This is a genomic window from Stieleria varia, assembly GCF_038443385.1.
Lineage (GTDB): Bacteria > Planctomycetota > Planctomycetia > Pirellulales > Pirellulaceae > Stieleria > Stieleria varia.
Map to the genome: position 1 here is coordinate 541,733 of NZ_CP151726.1, position 18,569 is coordinate 560,301.

Sequence of the window (18,569 nt, forward strand, 5' to 3'; positions counted from 1 at the left end):
AGGTTGGATGGATTGAAGCGAACTGCAGATCAACCTGTCCCCGCCGTAGTGGACGAGGTCACGAATCCCTGTAGCGAAAAACGAATTGAGGACTCGTTACCTCGTCCACTACCGGTAGATTTCCTCTGCCGCACGCCTAACAGGATTTTGTCAGTGCGGTCTCAGGCAACAGGCTGCGTCCGGACCGGCAGACGCGGGCGACGGCCGCGTCGATCACGTCATTGTAGTGACGCAATCGAGTTTCCGCGTGATCCAGGGACCCACCAAAGGATCGTTGCAAATCCAAATAAATCAACGGCACGGGGATTTCGATCACGCGTAAGCCTGCCGCAGAGGCTTGAACCCACAGTTCCAGAGGCATCGCGTAGCCGTCGTCGGTGATATCGAGTTTCGTGAGGGCTTCGGCGCGATAGGCTTTGAAGCCACAAAACGCGTCGGTCAGTTGATAGCCCAAACGTTGATTGAGCGTCTCGGTGATGCGTCGGTTGATGAATAGCCGTTCCGGCGGAGGTGCATCGTCGCCGGCGTATTGTTTCAGATAACGGCTGCCGGACACGATGTCGGCGGCCGCAGCCATCTCGATGAATCGCGGGATCCGCTTGGGCTGGTGCTGTCCGTCGCAGTCCAAGGTGACCACGCCGTCGAAACCGTTTTGCAGGGTGAATGCGAACGCGGATTGCAGGGCGGCACCGTAGCCGCGGTTTTGCGGGTGGGTCACGACGTGAATGTCATCACGGCGGGCCAAGATCGCTGGCGTCTGGTCAGAAGAACCGTCATCCACGACCAGGATATCGCTGGCGTACCGTGAGACTTCGTCCAGGATCCCGTCGACATATTGTGCTTCGTTAAAAATCGGCAGAGCCGCAAGCCATTTTTCGTTGTTTGCCATGTGCCTTTCCGTTTGTTCTCGCCTGTAACCGGCCAATGATCGTCGGTTTCGGCTGTCTGAAATAGTGCCCCGAGTTGATAAATGTGCAAACAGTGGGCCAAGACCGCCTGCGGGACCGTGATGAATGATACGAACCAATCAACGGTGGAAAACCGCATCCAAAGTCCTGGCGGCGCCTCAGAACCGACAAAAAAGTCGGTCTTGAGGTCAATCTGGATGTCAGGAAACGCTTTACAGCAGGTTTTTGCCGCCTGCGGGCTGTTTGGACACTGTCATCTCGGCGCCAAAGCCGAAAACCGTTCGGGCGACGAGGGCCGCCAAAATGACAATCGATTTCCGTGGATCGATGACCCCGACTGGTTCACCAGCGAGGAATACTGGATCTGTCTGGTGATCTTACAGGGGTTTCTGGCGGATTTCGCCGAGAACACGTTTGGCGTTGGATGAGCGAATGTCGCTCGACTTTCCAAGTCGCTAGCGTGCCCCGACGAACGTTCGGCTCGTTCCAACCGGTGACCTGTGCAGACGGCCCTCTCCCGCGCATTCGCCAAGCCCGGATATTGCATCAGCCGGAGTGCGCTAGCACCCGGTTCCCGATTACAGGCGGAGAACCGGACGCTATCGCGTGGCGGCTGATGTATCAAACTGCAACGTCCTACTTTCAACGTAAACAAAGCCTCTACTAACACCTGCGTCGTAGTGACAGATGCCCATGCAATATCCGGGCTAGCCGCGGGCCTAATGGTGTCGACGAAACCGCTTCGAGGCCCGTGGCTAGCGCCATCGGCTCACAGACACAACGCAACACGACTAAATCAGCAGTCTCGTTCCGCGAGGGAGGTGGCAGTATCGTGTCACGAATACGAACGTCTGGTTTGTGCTGGAGCGTATGATGGCGTTTGTTTGCGACTGGTAACGTCGAGCGACGATCGGCGTCCTACTGCGGGTACTTTCGAAACACGGCGATCGCAATGAACAGCGATGCGAACAGGATCGCCGAACCGGCGATGAACGGGGCACCCGGCATTTGAAACGGTGCCGCGTCACTGGTGAAATACTTGAACAGTCCGCCGGTGAACAACAACGGCGCGACGATGCTGGTCAGGCTCATCAGGGAAGTCAACGCGCCCTGCACTTGTCCTTGCTCCTTTTCGTCCACGGTGGAAGTCACCAGGCTTTGAATCGCGGGACCGGCCAATCCGCCGAGTGCACCGAACATCACGATCACGGGGATCATCCACCCTGCGCTAGCCAACCCGTATGCCAAGAACGCGATGGCCGAAATCAACGTCCCCGCGATCAACGTCTTGCGTTCTCCGAATCGTTTGACGGCGGGGCGCACCATCCCGCCTTGAACGATCAGTGCGGTCAAACCGACCCAGCCGAGCATCAGTCCGTTGGTCTGCTCGCTCCAATCAAACTTTGCCGAAGTGAACAACACCCAAACGTTCTCCAAGCCTCGCTGCGAAAGCGATTTGCAAACAAAAACGATCGCGACCCCGAACGCCAGCGGATACTTGCGTAACGTCGTCATCGCACCAAACGGGTTGGCTTTTCGCAAGGAAAACTCGCTGCGTTTCTCCGGCGGCAATGACTCGGGCAGAATGAAAAATCCGTACAGCCAATTCACGAGCGCCAGTCCGGCTGCGACGAAAAACGGCAACCGCAGAGAGATGCCGCCGAGTACACCGCCCAGTGCGGGGCCGACGATAAACCCAAGTCCGAACATCACGCCGACAAATCCAAAATTGCGTGCGCGTGTGTCGTCCGTCGAAACATCGGCGATGTACGCATTCGCGGTGGTGAAGCTCGCTCCCATCACTCCGGCCAACAGACGACCGACGAACAGCCAAGTCACACTGGGCGCGAAACCTTGGATCACAAAATCGATGCCCAAACCGAACAAAGCCATCAGCAGCACGGGGCGTCGTCCGAATCGATCCGACAAACTACCGACGATCGGTGAAAAAATGAATTGCATGGCGGCGTAGGACGCGGCGATCACGGCGACGTAGCCCGCCGCGTCCGATTCGTCTCCGCCGATCAATTCTTTGACCAATTCGGGCAACACCGGAATCACGATCCCGATGCCGAGAATATCGATGAACAGCGTCAACAAAATGAACGCGATCCCCGCCGTTCGAGGTCCCTGCGGCGGAACAACTGCCGAGCCATCACCCGCGGATTCGTCGCTGGATTGGGATGGCGGATAGGAATTGGACATGGACGAGAATCGCGGGGTGGGGGCTGGAGCCCGACAATCCTAGTCGGTCGACTCCCTTTCGTCGATTCCTCCGAGTTCGCCAAACCAGCTTTGATCTATCGCTGTACATGCGAGCGATCCATCGCCTTTCGACTTGATCACGCTGCAAGGACGCGTTATCCTGCAACCCATGTTGCCGCCATAACTCTCACGCCGATTTCTTCGCCGCGCTTGCCGACGGCATCGTGAGCTGATTCCTCGACCATGGCGGTTCACCTGCGATTTATATCGGTGTCTTCGGCTGCTCCGATCATTCTCGACGAGGTACTCCAACAAGAGCTCAGTCGAGCATCAGACAGCAAGCTGAAGACGGTCGTAGCGACGATCCAACGGGATCAAGAAAGCGATAGTCATTACGAACGCTTGCCTTGCAAGAGGCCTTGAGTTTGACAAAGTGTTCGTGCCTTATTGTGGGTGCGAAGCGTTGCCCAGGGCAGATGGATCGGCACACGCTCTACGTCGCGGTGATACGAGTGATGCCTGAACCGGTGATTACTTACACGGGTACGTTGACCGAGTTTTTCAACGATTGCAAATACGTTAGAGAATGAAGAATCGCAAAGCGACAATCTAGGAATTCGATCCAAGGTCTCGAGAGATTTCACAATAATGACTATCACAAAGAAGCAGCTCGAAAACGCGAGGTTGCATCGAAGAACCTTTGCGATCATTTCGCATCCCGACGCGGGGAAAACCACGCTGACCGAGAAGCTTTTGCTGTTCGGGGGATCGATCGAAGTCGCCGGAGCGGTGCGCGGACGTAAGTCACAACGCACTGCAAGGTCCGACTGGATGGAATTGGAAAAGCAGCGAGGGATTTCCATTAGTTCAACCGTTTTGACATTCACGTTTGAAAGTACTCATATCAATCTACTTGATACACCGGGGCACCATGATTTCAGCGAGGACACCTATCGCACCTTGATGGCCGCTGACTGCGCCGTGATGGTCATTGATGCAGCAAAAGGAATCGAAACTCAAACAGAGAAGTTGTTCCGGGTATGTGCGGCGAGGGGAATACCCGTCATCACGTTTGTGAATAAAATTGATCGCCCTGGGCCATCTTCGCTTGAAATCCTGAGCCAAATTGAGAAAGAGTTTTCGATCGAGGCGGTGCCCGTCAATTGGCCCGTCGGAAACGGTCCTGATTTCTTGGGGATTGTCGACATTGCGACTGATCAGATGCATTTGTACGATGCGGAGTCAAGCGATTCTCGCGATACATCGCGGCAACGAGGTTGGGCAGAAGTCTTGGAATCAAATGATCCTCTGTCGATCGACGATTCCTCCGTCAATCTTCCATCGATCGGGCAGCACCTTCAGGCTGATATTCTATTGCATGCCGCAGAGGAGATCGAACTCGTCAAGCATGCCGGGCTTAGCTATCAGCGCGACAAATTTCTTCGGGGCGATCAAACCGTTGTGTTCTTCGGAAGCGCTTTGACCAATTTTGGGATGGAGTTGTTTCTTCGTGGATTTATCGATATTTGTCCGCCACCGACCTCACCTCAGACGGACGAGATCGGCACTTCCAACGATCTGCCGCAGTTTTCAGGGTTCGTTTTCAAAATACAAGCGAACCTTGATCCCATGCATCGTGACCGCGTTGCATTCATTCGTGTGTGTACCGGACGGTTCGAGCGAGATATGGATGTGACAGTGGCGAGATCGGGAAATCGAATTCGACTCCCCAGGGCATTGAAAGTGTTCGGTCGCGAACGCTTCACGATGGACGAAGCCTTTCCGGGCGATATCATCGGTGTGGTATGTCCCGGAGAACTCCGTCTTGGCGATACGGTTTTTGAAAGGTCACCGGTACTGTATCCGGGCGTGCCCCAGTTTCCACCAGAAGTCTTTGCAAGTATCCGGTGCCCTGAAACTTCTCGTCGAAAGCAGTTTGATCGCGGACTCGATCAGCTGGTGGAAGAAGGTGCCGTGCAGTTGTTTTGGGGAACCGGGCGTCAACGGGATGCGGTTCTTGCAGCCGTTGGTGAACTGCAATTCGATGTCGTGCGTTTTCGCTTGGAATCGGAATACAAAGCGCCCGCGGAGTTGCAGAAGCTGCCGTACACCCATGCGAGATGGTATCGTTGCAATGATCGGAACGTCTCGCTGGCCTGTCCCTACGGCGCGAAGCTGGTGAAGGATTTTTTTGGAAGTCCCGCAATCTTGGTTCAGTCGGAGTGGGACTTAAAGCAACTCTTGCGTAACAATCCTGGATTCTCCTTTGACGCGATCCACGAGACGCGATCCTCCGTAGAGGATCTCCATTCGTCCTCGCAAACTGACAGCTGAAGATGCCTGCCCTGCCAGATATTGCGATCGAGCGGGTCGCTGGCGGGTCGCTGGCGAGCGATTGGCGGTGCTCAGTGTGAGCGACTTGAAGACACTGATTAAAGACACTGGATTCATGAACCCTTTCCAATCCAACTCTGCTTGCGAGCAACCGCAGCGAGAGCGAAGGCGAGGATGATCCACAAGATCGCCAATGTTATTGGTGGATCATCGAATGTGCGGAAGAACAGCGTCGGCAAGTTTGCGCTGATGCTCAATGAACTCGGTTCGAAACCATGACGATTCTCGTAGCCACTGCCACCGCCATCGCTCCGGTTGCGCCGGAGATCATTGCAGATTGGCACGGAGTAAAGCGCAGATCAATGGATTGGTCATTACTGTGAATTCAAGCATTGGCACAGACGATTGAGAAACCTTGGAAAATGCACGGTCGACCGACCCGGTGATTGGAAAACCAAGACAAAGCACTCACAAAACGCTCTTAGTGGGTCCTGACGGCAAAATCTGGCCCTCATTTCTGCGCCGATTTAAGCTTGAAAACCATACGGACCCATTGTATCATTGCATTAATACAAGCGACTTTGTTTTGACGGAACTCTTTCTCGTGGAGTCGAGTGCTATGAACATGCGAATTGGTCTGTTGGTGTGTGTCGTTGGGCTATTGGGATCAACATCGCTTTGGAGCGATGACGTGGATACGGGGCATCGTGTTCCCGAGGATCCACCCACCCTGACGATCGGAGACCCGGCGCCGAAACTGGATATTCAACATTGGCTGGCGGCCACGGACCAACAGGACACCCCAGTCGGGGCGTTCATGGATGGCACGGTTTACATCGTCGAGTTTTGGGGCACATGGTGCCCGCCGTGTATCACCGAGATTCCTCATTTGGCCAAGTTGCAACAACGATACGGTCACGAAAGCTTGCGACTGATTAGTGTAAGTGACGAGCCACTTGAGGCCGTGCAGGCTTTCTTGGATCGCGAGGTGCCTGATGCCGGCGGGCAAACCTATCGCGATCTGACGAGTGTTTTCTCGATCACGACGGACCCCGACCGAAGTGTTCACCGAGACTACGTCGACGCGGCAAAGGGACTCGGTGTGCCCATCGCATTCATGGTGGGCAAGACTCAGCGAATCGAATGGGTCGGACATCCTGGACTGATCGATGCACCGCTGGAGAGTGTGATGCGAGGCGATTGGGATCGAGAAACGTTTGCGGTCGAGTTCAAGCAAAAACAGGATGTCCTGGCTGCGGTCAGGAAACTTTCCATCTTTCGGCAACGAAATGCGGAACGACCAGAGGAAGTTTTGAGAGCCATTGACGAGGAGTTCGCAAAGTTCGAGGGCTCCGATCAACCCGAACTACAAATGTTGCACGCGTTCCGCGTTCAAATGCTCATCAAACTCAAGCGATCGGACGAAGTCGAACGAGTCGTTCGAGAAATGCTTGACTCGCCGAAACAGAGCATTGAGACGATCGGGTTGGCAGTGTCCATTCTGTTCCAAATACCGCCTGACGTGAACATCGATCGCGCTTCACTCGCCCAGCGAGCATTACAGAGACTGCAGGACGCGATGCCGTCGGATCAGTTCGCCGACATGCCAGTTGCAATGCAACGATTAGCAGATACCAGGAAGACCATGATGATGGTTCAGTTGCATCAACTGGCAGGGCAAAACGATCAGGCAGTCACGTTGCTGAAAAAAGAACTGGACAAGGGCCTGGATTCACAGATGCGGGAAGCGGTCAACCAATTGCTACAGCAGATATCGGATCACGAATCAGAAAGGTGAATTTGGCGTCCGCAATGGACGCCCAATTCATGCCTGCATGAAGGATCATTGGGCCGATCGAACGCGAGATCTCGGTGCATCGTTTTGGTCACCGTCTCTTGCTGATGAGGTCAGCCTGATTTGACGACAATTGTCGCGAGCTAATTCGATCCTGTTTCCACTTTCAAACCGTTGGGATCCAAGACGACGTGCTTGACGCGTTGTCGTTTCCAGGTGTACGTCGCGTGGATCAGACCGTCATCGGATTGGACGATTGCCGGGTAACTGAACTCGGCTCCTTGTTCCTGCTCCAACACTCCGACCCTTTGCCACGTCTGGCCGTCATCCTCGGACATTGCCAAGTTCAGCATTCCGCGACGTCCCCACCCTGTCTTTCCGCTGTCCAAGTGGTTGTAGATCAACAGTTGCCGCCCGTCCTGTAACGTGACCGCATCAATTCCGGAGTTCGGATTGGGCAGCTTGGTCGCTTGCAATGCCGACCAGGACTGACCGTTGTCGCGCGAGCTGGTGCTTGCGATGACTCCTTCTTTGGTACGGCACAAGGCGATCAGCGAACCGTCCTTGCCACGCATGATGGTGGGCTGGATCGCATTGAAATCGGTCGCATCGTTGATCGGTCCGATTCGATTCCATGTGCCCTCGGGTTGACCACCCACCAAGGCAACTTTTTCAAAATGCACACGCCATCCGTCGTTCTCGGTCGATGAGCCACACAACAGCGTGCCATCATCCAACAAGATCGGCTTGCAACGCACCGGACCATCGATTCCTGTGGGCAACCGTCGTCGATCGCGAAAGGTCCGACCGCGGTCGTAGCTGACCATCATCTCGCCCCACCAGGATTGCGGATCGGGACCGGTCTTGAAAAACAAAATCAGCGGCGCGTCGCCCGGTGGCTGATACAAGACCGGGTTCCAGCACGGGTAGCGCAGTTCGCTATGTTGGACACCGGTGGCGACCTGTTGAGGTGAAGTCCAACCGGCGCCGTCGTGATAGCTGGTCCAGATGCCGACGTCCTCGTTCTTTTCTTTCGTCCCCGCAAACCAAGCGGCTACCAAACCGCGACTGGTCTGACAGACCGTCGACGCATGACACTCCTTCGTCGGCGGCTTGGTGAACACAAACTCGTCATGCACCAGTCCAGGCATTCGGCTTTCGGGTTGCTCAGTGATCGTTCCATTGAGCTGCTGTTCGTCGAAGGTCTCACAGTCGTCGTGAGCGATGTAGTAGATACGTCCGTTCTCGGCGCCGACCATCAAGTCGGGCTTTCCGTCGCGGTTGAGGTCGCATGCCGATGGGCTGGAGGTGTGTCCCGCCACATTGCGTTTGGCCAAGTTGCCGATCTTTTTGAGCAAGATCTTGCCGTCGAAATCCCCACAGTTGCGGTACCAACTCGCGTTTTCTGAATTGACCAAGACGTCCAAGCGTCCGTCTTGATCCCAATCGACCACGGCGAGTTTGATACGCCCTGAGCCTCCGCAGGATTTTGGATTCAACTGCAAGGGTTGGCCATCGGCGGCGACAAAAATCCGCTCTGCGTTTTGTCCCGATCGCCGCAGGGTGAGGTAGCCCTGTTGATCCAACATCACCAAGTCGAGTTTCTGATCGCCATCAAAGTCGATCGCAAGCGGCGTCGTGCGCCACTGCGTGATCGATTCGGGCGACTCTGTCTGCCACCAGTACCATGCGGGCGGCTCTTCACCGGGTGGGGTCGTCATGTCGGCAATCACGAACACGCCATCATCGTTTCGCAGCCATTCCAGTCGCGAAAGGATGGAGTTGTAAATTATGTCCAGGTCTCCATCGCCATCCCAGTCTGCTACCGACAGCGTTGTGTATCCCCATTTTGCTTCGCAGGGTCCTTGGATCGAACCCGAGGGTCCGGCCATCACACGGAACGGTTGAGTCGACTTGCCGTCAGCCGTCTTGACTTCGATCAACGACGGTGCCGACCATTTGGGCAAACCGTTTTCTCCGTCGCCAAGATTCTCAAAGTATCCGATGTTTCCTGCGGTGTTGCCGCACAAGATGTCTTGGTCCCCGTCGCCGTCAAAGTCGACGGCAAACGGTGTAGCCAGCGCGCCAAATTTCAGCGTGTCGGCTTGCTGTTGAAAGTAGACCGGAGCGTGAAAGACGGGCCGTTGATCGCGGAACTCGCCCGTGTTTTCCACCAAAGCCACCCGGCCGTCTTCGTCACCAACGATCAAATCCAAATCCTTGTCGCCGTCCCAGTCGATCGCCGTCGGGGTGATCATCTGCAAGTGCATCACCAAGGGTTCACCAGAGCTGTTGATGAGCTTTTGTCCTGCGGCGTAGTCGGGCTCGGTTCTGCTGCCGACGTTTTCAAAGTAGGTGAAACCATCCATGAACTCACCGCACAACAAGTCGAGGTCACCATCGCCGTCGAAGTCAGCGAAGTTGGGTGATGGCCAACCGTAGACGTCGATGTCACCGCCGGCGGCTTTGACTCGTTGGGGATTCTTGGAGTACTTGGGTTGCTCGCTGGAGCCCTCGTTGTTGATCCAATAAACATATCCGTGCAACGGACCGTTGTGCCAACGTCCGCTGGAGTCGTACGCGTGGTCCCAACCGTAATCGGTCCAGTCTCCGGCACCTATCACGAGGTCTTGGTCACCGTCGCCGTCGTAGTCCACGTACCGCCACATGTTGCCACGCGTTTTGTTGGCGTGAACGTTATTGGTCGGATAGATCTTGTTGGGTTTGTCAAAGTTGAAAACACCGGTGGTGGCATCACGTGGGTACTCGTAGCCATTTTTCAAGACATGCGGCTGCCCGTTGACGTAGCTGACTTGCATGTTCTGGCTCGCCGGACCCAAGCGCACAGCAGGTTTGAACACGGGCAGCTTTTCAGACGGATCTTGCGTGGGGTTTTCAAAGAAGTAGACGCCATTGGACGGTTTGTCCGGGCATGCGACCAGCAAGTCGAGGTCACCGTCCCCGTCGTAGTCCATCGGCATCGGCCACGCCCACAGCCCGACACCCAAGTCGACCTTGAGTCCAGGATGGTTGTACGGCAGTTCTGTCAACTCAGCCGATTGGCACGCGGAGTTGCCCGACCAAGAGGTGATCAGCATGATCGCGAGCATCGCGGTCGCAGGAAAGTGGAATCGAGGCATGATACGCTCACTCGTTGGGGAAAGGAGGTTTCGTCATGGTGTGGGGGGGAATCATTTTGGGGTCGGTGATGTGGCGTTCTGCTGCGCCATTCTCGCCTTCATTTGTTTCAGTTGGTCGAGCAACGCGAGTTGCATTTGCTGGGCACGTTCAGCCTGACTCGCGGCCAAGTTGTTTTGCTCACCTGGATCGTCGTGCAAGTGATACAGTTCCACGTGTTCATCTTCGGCAAACCAAATCAGTTTGAATCGACCTCGCCTGATCGCGGATTGCGGATGGGTTTTGCTGGTCACAAAGTCATCGATGCCGATGGTATCCGGGGCCACACCGTAACCACGTTCGGGATGGTAGTAGGGAAAGTGCCAAATCAAGTCACGGTCCGGTTCGATAGAGTCTCCTCTGAGCAAACGCTGAATCGAAACCCCGTCCACTCCGACGGCATGACCTCCGGCAAGCTCGACGAATGTTGGCAACAGATCGTAACCGATCACGGGGACGTCGCATCGTGAGTTCGGCTTGATCTCGTTTGCCCAGCTCGCGATCAATGGCACCCGCACACCGCCCTCATACAGATTCCATTTCGAACCTCTCAGTGGCCCATTTCCCGTAAACTCAGGATGGCCGCCGTTGTCCGACATAAAGACGATCAGCGTATTGTCTCGCTGACCTGATCGATCCAGCGCATCGAGAATGCGTCCCACATGATGATCCAGTGTTGTCACGAAGGCAGCGTACTGGATTCGATTCTGGCGGTTTCCGGCACTCAGTGGAATCACGTTCTCGTACCGATCCAGCAACCACTGGCACGGCGTCTTCACGGGCGTGTGCACGTAGAAAGACGACACCATGGCAAAGAACGGTTGGGAATGTTCAGCCGAGAGGTAGTCGCACACACCGTTGATCATCGTGTCGCCGGCAAACTCGTCGACCGTGTGGATTGTTTTCTGCGGACTCTTTTTCCAAGAGTACGGGTGTGCGCCAAAGTCTTCTCTCGCAATCTGAAACCCTTGTTGTGACGGACCGTGCGTGGGGCTCCAGCCCAAATAGCCGCCGTGATGCTGGTTCAGGTGCCACTTGCCAAAGAACGCCGTTTCGTAACCGGCGTCACCCAAATATTCCGCGATGGTCCGTTGCTTCAGCGGCAGGTTCAGTTTGAACGGTGGAGCCGTCAACAACGTTGGCGCATCGATTTGTTGCTGTCCAGGTTTGTATTTGGTGACAAATTCGAATCCCAGTCTGGCCGTGGTTTTTCCGCACAGGATGCTTGCGCGGGAAGCACTGCAGATCGGAGCGGGTGCGTAGCCTTGGGTGAATCGCATCCCTGACTGCGCAAGTCCGTCGATGTTCGGCGTTTGATGCCACGGATGCCCGTAGCAGGCCAAGTCCGACCAGGCCAAGTCGTCGACCAAGAGGAACAGGATGTTGGGCTGCATTGCGAATGCAACACTCGCAGATCCAAGATGCTGCCCAGCTATCAGGGCAAGCAGCACGACGAACATTGATGACTTTTTCATGTTCCATCGCCTCTACGTGAAAAAAGCATCCCCAACAACATCATCATTGTCGGTCCGACAACGATCACCAAGTACGTGTGAAAAGGGCTTGCGATCGGTTCCAAAGCAGCTGGCCAATGGTTGGTGATCGAAAATGTCATCCAGACGATCAGAACCACCGCCAAGCACAAGATCATGACGGCCGACCGCTCTCGAAGTTTTGGTGCTGTGACACCCATCAGAAACAGACCCACGATCGCCGCGCCCAAGACGCCCGAGAGTGTCCACCATATGTCCAACGCACTGTCGGTCAATCGGACCAGCAACAGTGCGACGATGGTGCCAAAAATCCCCCACGCCAACGTCGAGCTTCTCAACACCGACACACGATTTTTGTCGGTGGATTCAGGTCGGAGCAGCCTGACATAGAAGTCGCTCATCACCAGCGTGGCCGACGAATTCAGTGACGTCGAAACGGTACTCATCGCGGCGGCAAAGATCGCGGCGATCAGCAAGCCTCGAATGCCAGTGGGCAAATGTGACGCGATGAAGTGGGGAAAAACACGGTCGCCCAATTGCTTGGGTTCCAGCTTGCCGGCGAGGGTCTGCAGTCTGTCAGCATAGCCGTCGGACTGATCGTCAACGCCTTGCTGCATCAGTTGTTGCCGGGCCACCACCATTCGGACTTCCTGCATGTCCTCGGGGTGACATTCGTAGTACGCATACAGCGAGGTGCCGATGAAGAAGAACATCGCGCTGACGGGGATGTACAGCAACGCGCCCAACCAAACGCTCTTGGCAGCTTCGCGATCACTGCTAGAGGCGATGTATCGTTGGACGTAGCTTTGATCGATTCCGAAATTCTTGAGGTTCTCAAAGAGACCGTAGGCGAACACCACCCAGATCGTCGATTCCGCCACATTGGTGAGACTGCTGCTGCCCAGTGAGAACTTGTCGTCACGATTGGCTACCTCGAATACTTGACCGATCCCCTCGGGCATGTCCAGCAAGATGATCACCAACGCCAAAAGTGCGCCGGCCAGCAGCACAAAGGCTTGGATCGCATCAGCCCAAATCACCGCGACGATCCCGCCGACGAAAGCGTACGCGGTGACGATGACTCCCGTGATCACGATCAACGTTCGGATGTCCCAACCGAACAGCACCGACATCGGCAACGCCATCAGATACATCACCACACCGATGCGGGCGACTTGGAACAGCAGATAAAAACAACTCGCAAAAATCCTCGCCCAGAGGCCGAAGCGTTTTTCTAACAATGAGTACGCAGAAACTTCGCCCGAGGCCCGGTACATCGGCAAAAAGTATCGCACCGCAATCCATGCCGCCGGTGGCAGCGCCAGTGAAAACATGAACGAGTTCCAGTTGTCCACGAACGCTTTGCCGGGCAACGCCAGATAGCTAATGCTGCTGAGGTAGGTTGCAAAAATCGACATGCCGCAAAGCCATCCGGGCAGCGAACGACCGCCGGCGGTGAAATCATCCGACGAGCTGTTGCGTCGCCAAAAGAACACGCCGGTCGCCAAGATGACGACGAAGTAACCCGCCAGCACGCACCAATCGATCGTGGTGAAGAACGTTGAGGCAAGGCACATGCTGTTCACGACAACACTCCCAACTCGCGTAGAATGTCCGCCACTTGTTGACGCTGTGGCTCCAGGAACCGGTTGAAGGGGTCGGCGGGCAAATCGTTACAAACGCCGATCAGCGACAACGCGGACTTGGTCGCTTTGATGTGGCGCGATGCGTACTTGCCGATGTCGTAGATCGCTTGAAAGGCGACGATCACATCATGGGCTGTCTTGGCGGCCACTTCATCGCCCGCGACGATCGCGTTGTAGCAGGCGACAAAAACGTCAGGCATCACGTTGGCACCGCCCGCCACACCGCCGTCGCCCCCGGCGGCCATCGCTGCGGGCAACTTGGCCTCCGGTCCGATCAGGACCGACCAGTCCGGGCGAATGGATTTCAGCTCGCAGAGGCGTTTGAAATAATCCAAATCGCCGCTGCTGTCCTTGACGCCCACGATCGTTTCGATCGACGCGAGCGTTTGAAGCGTTTCGATATCGAACCACACCTTCGTCAAGCCCGGCATGTTGTACAGCATCAAGGGCAAGGGAATCAGCGGCGCGATGTTCTGGACGTATCGCGTCAGTTCCGTCTGGCCGGCGGGAAAGTAGTACGGGGTCGTTAGCACGGCCGCATCGGCACCGCACTGAGCGGCATGCTCGGCCAAGGCGACCGATTCGACGAACGCCGTGTCGGTCACTCCGACCAACACAGGAATGCGACCGTCGACCAAGCGAACCGTTTGTGAAATCATCTCGCGCCGCAATCGGTAGCCCAAGCTAGGTGCTTCACCGGTCGTCCCCAAGATGAAAACGCCCGATACTCCGCCGGCGATCACGTGCTCGATCAACCGCTCCAAGCCGGGCTGATCCAGTTTGTCGCGATCGGCGAGCGGCGTGACCAGAGGAGGAACGATACCGCTGAGCGAAAATGCAGTGGAGGTCATAGGGTTTCCCATCGGTGATTCCGTTGGGAATCAAGGTTGTCAAGTGTAATGGCCAGCCCGGATGCGATGTGTTGTTGCATCGCATCGGAAGCCGCCACAGGATTATTGGAAGCGATCGCGTCAAAGATTTGTTGGTGGTCCCGGCAAGTCGATTTCATCAGCTCGGCATCGTAGGCGTGTCGCTCGGTCGCAAAGACTCGCATCAGGGCATTGGAGCTTTCACCACTGCGGACCATCGTTTGATTCCCCGTCGCTTCGATGATCAACATGTGAAATGCCAAGTCCGCTTTTTCAAAGTCGGCGGTCACTTGCCGACCGGCGACCTTGGTTTTGGAATGGTCGACTCTTGTCGCCAAGGCCTGCATCCGTTTGAGTGTGCGGCCGATCGCATCGAGCTGTGATCGGCCGGCTCGCTGGGCTGCCTTGGCCGCCGCGTAAGGCTCGATGGCCTCACGCATTTCGTACAGTTCGATCAACTCGGTCCGACTGACGCTGCGAACCACCGCGCCGAGTTGCGGGACGAGCTCCACAAATCCTTCGTTGGCTAATAATCCCATGGCCTCTCGGACCGGGGTGGCACTGATCCCGAGTTCCTGGCCGATAGGCCCGTACCGGATGCGGCTGCCGGGCTGAAACTCGCCCGCGATGAGCCTCGACCGCAGGTTTTCGTAGGCAAGTTGTGCGTGAGTGGACGTCACGAGCGCTCCAGGTGCCGGTATCAAGGCATCGGTATCAAGGCATCGGTATCAAGGCATCGGTGTCGAGGCATCGGCACCTAGTTCATAGAAGTCTATAGACTTTAGCCGATCGGTCGGCCGATGCAAGTGTTTCGTGCTGGCGAGTGTGGTTTTGGGCAGCATCTGCCGCTCCGCCGCGATTTCTTTTATGCTTTGCCCTCCCAACTCCCCTCCACGAACGTGGCCTGAACTCGGCGGATGACGTCGCCCGGGTCCATGTTCGAGAAAAACCGCCAACGCAGGAATCTCTTGATGAGCGAAAAATACCGCCCCGGCACTTTGGCATTGCACGCCGGACAAGAAGTCGATCCGACGACCAACAGTCGGGCCGTGCCGATCTACGCGACCACCAGCTACGTGTTCAACGACACCGACCACGCAGCGGCTCTGTTCGGGTTGGCCGAATTCGGCAATATCTATTCGCGTCTGATGAACCCCACGGTCGACGTGCTGGAAAAGCGATTGGCGGCGTTGGACGGCGGCGTGACGGGTTTGTGCTTTGCCTCCGGACAAGCGGCGATCAATGCGGCGATCTTGACGCTCGCACACAGTGGTCAGAACATCGTCAGCAGCACATCGTTGTACGGTGGCACATGGACGCTCTTTACGCAGACCTTCAAACAACTTGGCATCGAAGTCCGTTTCTTTGATCCTGATCATCCGGAGCAGATCCACGGTCTGGTCGACGAGAACACGCGACTGGTTTACATGGAGAGCTTGGGCAACCCCAAAAACGACGTGCCGGATTTCAAAGCGATCGCGGACGCCGCGCATTCGGCGCCCCATGGTGCGATTCCGCTGTTGTGCGATAACACCGTGATGACACCGATGTTGCTCAAGCCGATCGATCACGGGATCGACATTGTCATTTACAGCACGACGAAATTCATCGGTGGTCACGGAGTACACATTGGTGGTGCGATCGTGGACAGCGGCAATTTCAAGTGGGCCGATCAGCCCGAGAAATGGCCGGAGTTCTGCGGCCCAAGTCCTTCGTACCACGGTGCTGTGTTCGAAGAGCACCTGCGTGGCATGGGCAACATCGCGTACAACGTCCACATCCGTACGCACTGGTTGCGTGACACGGGTGCCGCGATGAGCCCGTTTGCCGCTTTCCAATTCTTGCAAGGTTTGGAAACGCTGCACCTGCGGATGCCACGTCACTGCGAGAACGCATTGGCCGTTGCCCAGTTCCTGGAAGGGCACGAGGCTGTCGAGTGGGTCAACTATCCAGGATTGAAATCCCACAAGGATTACGATCGCGGACAAAAATACTTGCCCGACGGTCAAGGTGCGATTCTCGGGTTCGGTATCAAGGGTGGCATGGACGCGGGCAAAAAGTTCATCAACGCCTGCAAACTCTGCTCGCACTTGGCCAACATCGGCGATGCGAAAACATTGGTCATTCACCCGGCCAGTACGACGCACCAACAGTTGACCGCCGACGAGCAGGCCAAGGCCGGCGTCGTACCGGAGTACGTTCGGGTCTCGGTGGGCATCGAAGATGTCCGGGACATCATCGATGATCTGACACAAGCGTTGGCAGCGGCGACGGCATGACGGGATGGTTTCGCCCCTCGATTCGTTTGATCATTGATTGATGATGGACATTGTCAGCACCGACGACATCCGGTCTGCAGGCCCGTTGCCGCACGCTCAGAGCGTGACGTTTGACGGACCGATACCGCTGGAGCTCGGCGCGGAGTTGCCCGGCGTCACGTGCGCCTACGAGACGTGGGGAACTCTCAACGCCGATTCCTCCAACGCGGTGCTGGTGTGTCATGCCATCTCGGGCGATTCCCATGTCGCCCGTCACGATCAGAACGACGATCCGGGTTGGTGGGAGTATTTGATTGGTCCGGGCAAGGCCATCGATACCGATCGACTGTTTGTCGTCTGTCCGAACGTGTTGGGCGGATGTCGCGGCACCACCGGTCCCGGTGAAATCGATCCCAAGTCGGGACGGCCGTACGGGGCGGAGTTCCCCAGGATTACGATCGGCGACATGGTCTCGGTTCAAAAACGGTTGGCCGAGCATCTGGGCATCACGCGTTGGCGGGCGATCGTGGGTGGTTCACTCGGCGGGCACCAAGCGATGACTTGGGTAGCACGCTATCCAAAATCCACTGACTTGTGCGTCATCATCGCCTCCTCGCCTCGCTTGACCAATCAAGCACTTGGGTTCGACGTGATCGCTCGCAACGCGATCCAAACGGATCCGTACTACGCGGGCGGACAGTATTACGACCAGCCACAACGTCCGGACACTGGTTTGGCGATCGCTCGAATGCTCGGTCACATCACTTATCTATCCAGCGAAGTGATGGAAGAAAAGTTTGACCCCGATCGACACGATCCACGTCAGATCGCATCGATCTTTGAGCAGCGATTCAGCATCGGATCGTATCTTGCCCATCAAGGTCAAAAATTCACCACACGTTTCGACGCAAACAGTTACCTGTCAATATCGATGGCGATGGACTTGTTCGATCTCGGCACCAATCGATTGCAACTGATGGAACGTTTCGATGAGGCCGACTGTGAGTTTCTGTTGGTGAGCTTTAGCAGTGATTGGTTGTTTACGCCTGCGCAGTCACGTGAGATCGTCAACGCGTTGACGGCGCTTGACAAACCGGTGACCTATGCCGAAATCACGTCGCCGCGTGGTCACGACTCTTTTTTGATTCCCGATGACATCGAGCAGTATGCGCCGTTGGTTCAAGCTCGTTTGGAAGACCACTGTAATGAACCGGTGAAGCTTTCGGCGGTCGAACAATTGATTTTGGAATTGATCACCCCCGAGGCTTCCGTTTTGGACTTGGGCTGCGGTGACGGCAACCTCTTGTCTGCGTTGCGGTCGCGTGGGAATGAAAAGATCGTGGGTGTCGAAGTCGCTCAAGCCAACATCTTGCACGCAGCGGCGAGGGGGCTGCGTGTTATCGATTATGACCTCAATCACGGGTTGCCAGCGTTCATCGATGGCCAGTTCGATTTTGTGGTGCTCAGTGCGACGCTGCAGGCGGTGGCCAACGTGGAGCAGCTCTTCCATGAAATGCTGCGGGTCGGACGAAAAGTCATCGTCAGTTTTCCCAATTTTGCTTACCGGGCATTGCGAGAAGATTACGTCGCTCGTGGCCGCTCGCCCAAGGCCCCCGGGGAGTTCAGCCACGAATGGTACAACACTCCGAACCGTCGTTTCCCCAGCATCGCCGACGTGCATGATTTGTGTCGCGAAAAGGGGATTGTGATGCAGCGAGAGATCTATTTTGACTCAGAAACTCAAGCCCAGATCTCACCCGATGACGATCCTAACCTGAACGCAGACACTGCGATCTTGGTTCTGGCTCGCAATGGCTGAGCCGTGACGCGCAAGCCGCCGGGCATTACGCCCATTGAGCATCCATTTCAGTGCATTAAACCCGC

12 protein-coding genes are annotated in these 18,569 nt (G+C 56.1%); 5 read left to right on the forward strand and 7 right to left on the reverse strand.

Features of this window, described 5'->3' with window-relative positions:
• Window positions 1-136: 136 nt before the first annotated feature.
• A complete protein-coding gene (locus tag Pla52nx_RS01995) occupies window positions 137-889 on the reverse strand; it encodes a glycosyltransferase family 2 protein (RefSeq protein WP_146518039.1) in 753 nt (250 codons plus the stop codon).
• A gap of 120 nt (window positions 890-1,009) precedes the next feature.
• Here Pla52nx_RS01995 and Pla52nx_RS02000 point away from each other — a divergent pair, with 120 nt between their 5' ends.
• Entirely contained in the window at window positions 1,010-1,336 is a 327-nt protein-coding gene (locus Pla52nx_RS02000; RefSeq protein ID WP_146518040.1) for a hypothetical protein, read from the forward strand.
• 490 nt (window positions 1,337-1,826) lie between these two features.
• On the opposite strand, the gene Pla52nx_RS02005 is transcribed toward Pla52nx_RS02000, so the two are convergent.
• A complete protein-coding gene (locus Pla52nx_RS02005; protein WP_146518041.1) occupies window positions 1,827-3,113 on the reverse strand; it encodes a TCR/Tet family MFS transporter in 1,287 nt (428 codons plus the stop codon).
• Window positions 3,114-3,761: 648 nt separating this feature from the next.
• On the opposite strand from Pla52nx_RS02005, the gene Pla52nx_RS02010 reads away from it, so the two are divergent.
• Window positions 3,762-5,447 (forward strand): peptide chain release factor 3, encoded by a 1,686-nt coding sequence (locus Pla52nx_RS02010; protein WP_146518042.1) that lies wholly within the window; start codon window positions 3,762-3,764, stop codon window positions 5,445-5,447.
• Between the two features lie 619 nt (window positions 5,448-6,066).
• Window positions 6,067-7,245 (forward strand): redoxin domain-containing protein, encoded by a 1,179-nt coding sequence (locus tag Pla52nx_RS02015; RefSeq protein ID WP_146518043.1) that lies wholly within the window; start codon window positions 6,067-6,069, stop codon window positions 7,243-7,245.
• Window positions 7,246-7,385: 140 nt separating this feature from the next.
• Here the strand turns inward: Pla52nx_RS02015 and Pla52nx_RS02020 are convergent, their stop codons facing one another.
• The 5 genes from Pla52nx_RS02020 to Pla52nx_RS02040 are packed head-to-tail and all read right to left on the reverse strand — an operon-like array spanning window position 7,386 to window position 15,107.
• Complete coding sequence (locus Pla52nx_RS02020) at window positions 7,386-10,382, reverse strand: exo-alpha-sialidase (RefSeq protein WP_231741640.1); 2,997 nt, start codon at window positions 10,380-10,382, stop codon at window positions 7,386-7,388.
• A 51-nt stretch (window positions 10,383-10,433) separates the two neighbouring features.
• Complete coding sequence (locus Pla52nx_RS02025; RefSeq protein ID WP_146518044.1) at window positions 10,434-11,894, reverse strand: sulfatase; 1,461 nt, start codon at window positions 11,892-11,894, stop codon at window positions 10,434-10,436.
• Window positions 11,891-13,489 carry a sodium:solute symporter gene (locus Pla52nx_RS02030; protein ID WP_146518645.1) on the reverse strand — a complete coding sequence of 533 codons (1,599 nt, stop codon included), beginning with the start codon at window positions 13,487-13,489 and terminating at the stop codon, window positions 11,891-11,893. The genes Pla52nx_RS02025 and Pla52nx_RS02030 overlap by 4 nt, the downstream gene beginning before the upstream one ends.
• A 5-nt stretch (window positions 13,490-13,494) precedes the next feature.
• Window positions 13,495-14,409 carry a dihydrodipicolinate synthase family protein gene (locus Pla52nx_RS02035; protein ID WP_146518045.1) on the reverse strand — a complete coding sequence of 305 codons (915 nt, stop codon included), beginning with the start codon at window positions 14,407-14,409 and terminating at the stop codon, window positions 13,495-13,497.
• Window positions 14,406-15,107: a GntR family transcriptional regulator gene (locus Pla52nx_RS02040; protein ID WP_231741643.1), complete on the reverse strand. Its 702-nt coding sequence runs from the start codon at window positions 15,105-15,107 to the stop codon at window positions 14,406-14,408. Before Pla52nx_RS02040 ends, Pla52nx_RS02035 begins: the two co-directional genes overlap by 4 nt.
• Window positions 15,108-15,398: 291 nt before the next feature.
• Here Pla52nx_RS02040 and Pla52nx_RS02045 point away from each other — a divergent pair, with 291 nt between their 5' ends.
• The gene (locus Pla52nx_RS02045; protein ID WP_146518046.1) at window positions 15,399-16,706 is read left to right on the forward strand and encodes an O-acetylhomoserine aminocarboxypropyltransferase/cysteine synthase family protein; all 1,308 of its coding nucleotides are present in this window, start codon (window positions 15,399-15,401) and stop codon (window positions 16,704-16,706) included.
• A 40-nt stretch (window positions 16,707-16,746) separates the two neighbouring features.
• On the forward strand, window positions 16,747-18,504 hold the full coding sequence (gene metX / locus Pla52nx_RS02050; protein ID WP_146518047.1) for a homoserine O-acetyltransferase MetX: 1,758 nt from the start codon (window positions 16,747-16,749) through the stop codon (window positions 18,502-18,504).
• Window positions 18,505-18,569 lie beyond the last annotated feature (65 nt).

Excerpts from the sequence above, each read along its gene's own strand:
- Pla52nx_RS02025 (WP_146518044.1), bottom strand. The coding sequence starts at position 11,894 with ATGAAAAAGTCATCAATGTTCGTCGTGCTGCTTGCCCTGATAGCTGGG.
- Pla52nx_RS02010 (WP_146518042.1), top strand. The coding sequence starts at position 3,762 with ATGACTATCACAAAGAAGCAGCTCGAAAACGCGAGGTTGCATCGAAGA.
- Pla52nx_RS01995 (WP_146518039.1), bottom strand. The coding sequence starts at position 889 with ATGGCAAACAACGAAAAATGGCTTGCGGCTCTGCCGATTTTTAACGAA.
- Pla52nx_RS02005 (WP_146518041.1), bottom strand. The coding sequence starts at position 3,113 with ATGTCCAATTCCTATCCGCCATCCCAATCCAGCGACGAATCCGCGGGT.
- Pla52nx_RS02045 (WP_146518046.1), top strand. The coding sequence starts at position 15,399 with ATGAGCGAAAAATACCGCCCCGGCACTTTGGCATTGCACGCCGGACAA.
- Pla52nx_RS02000 (WP_146518040.1), top strand. The coding sequence starts at position 1,010 with ATGAATGATACGAACCAATCAACGGTGGAAAACCGCATCCAAAGTCCT.
- Pla52nx_RS02035 (WP_146518045.1), bottom strand. The coding sequence starts at position 14,409 with ATGACCTCCACTGCATTTTCGCTCAGCGGTATCGTTCCTCCTCTGGTC.
- metX (WP_146518047.1), top strand. The coding sequence starts at position 16,747 with ATGATGGACATTGTCAGCACCGACGACATCCGGTCTGCAGGCCCGTTG.
- Pla52nx_RS02015 (WP_146518043.1), top strand. The coding sequence starts at position 6,067 with ATGAACATGCGAATTGGTCTGTTGGTGTGTGTCGTTGGGCTATTGGGA.
- Pla52nx_RS02030 (WP_146518645.1), bottom strand. The coding sequence starts at position 13,489 with ATGTGCCTTGCCTCAACGTTCTTCACCACGATCGATTGGTGCGTGCTG.
- Pla52nx_RS02020 (WP_231741640.1), bottom strand. The coding sequence starts at position 10,382 with ATGCCTCGATTCCACTTTCCTGCGACCGCGATGCTCGCGATCATGCTG.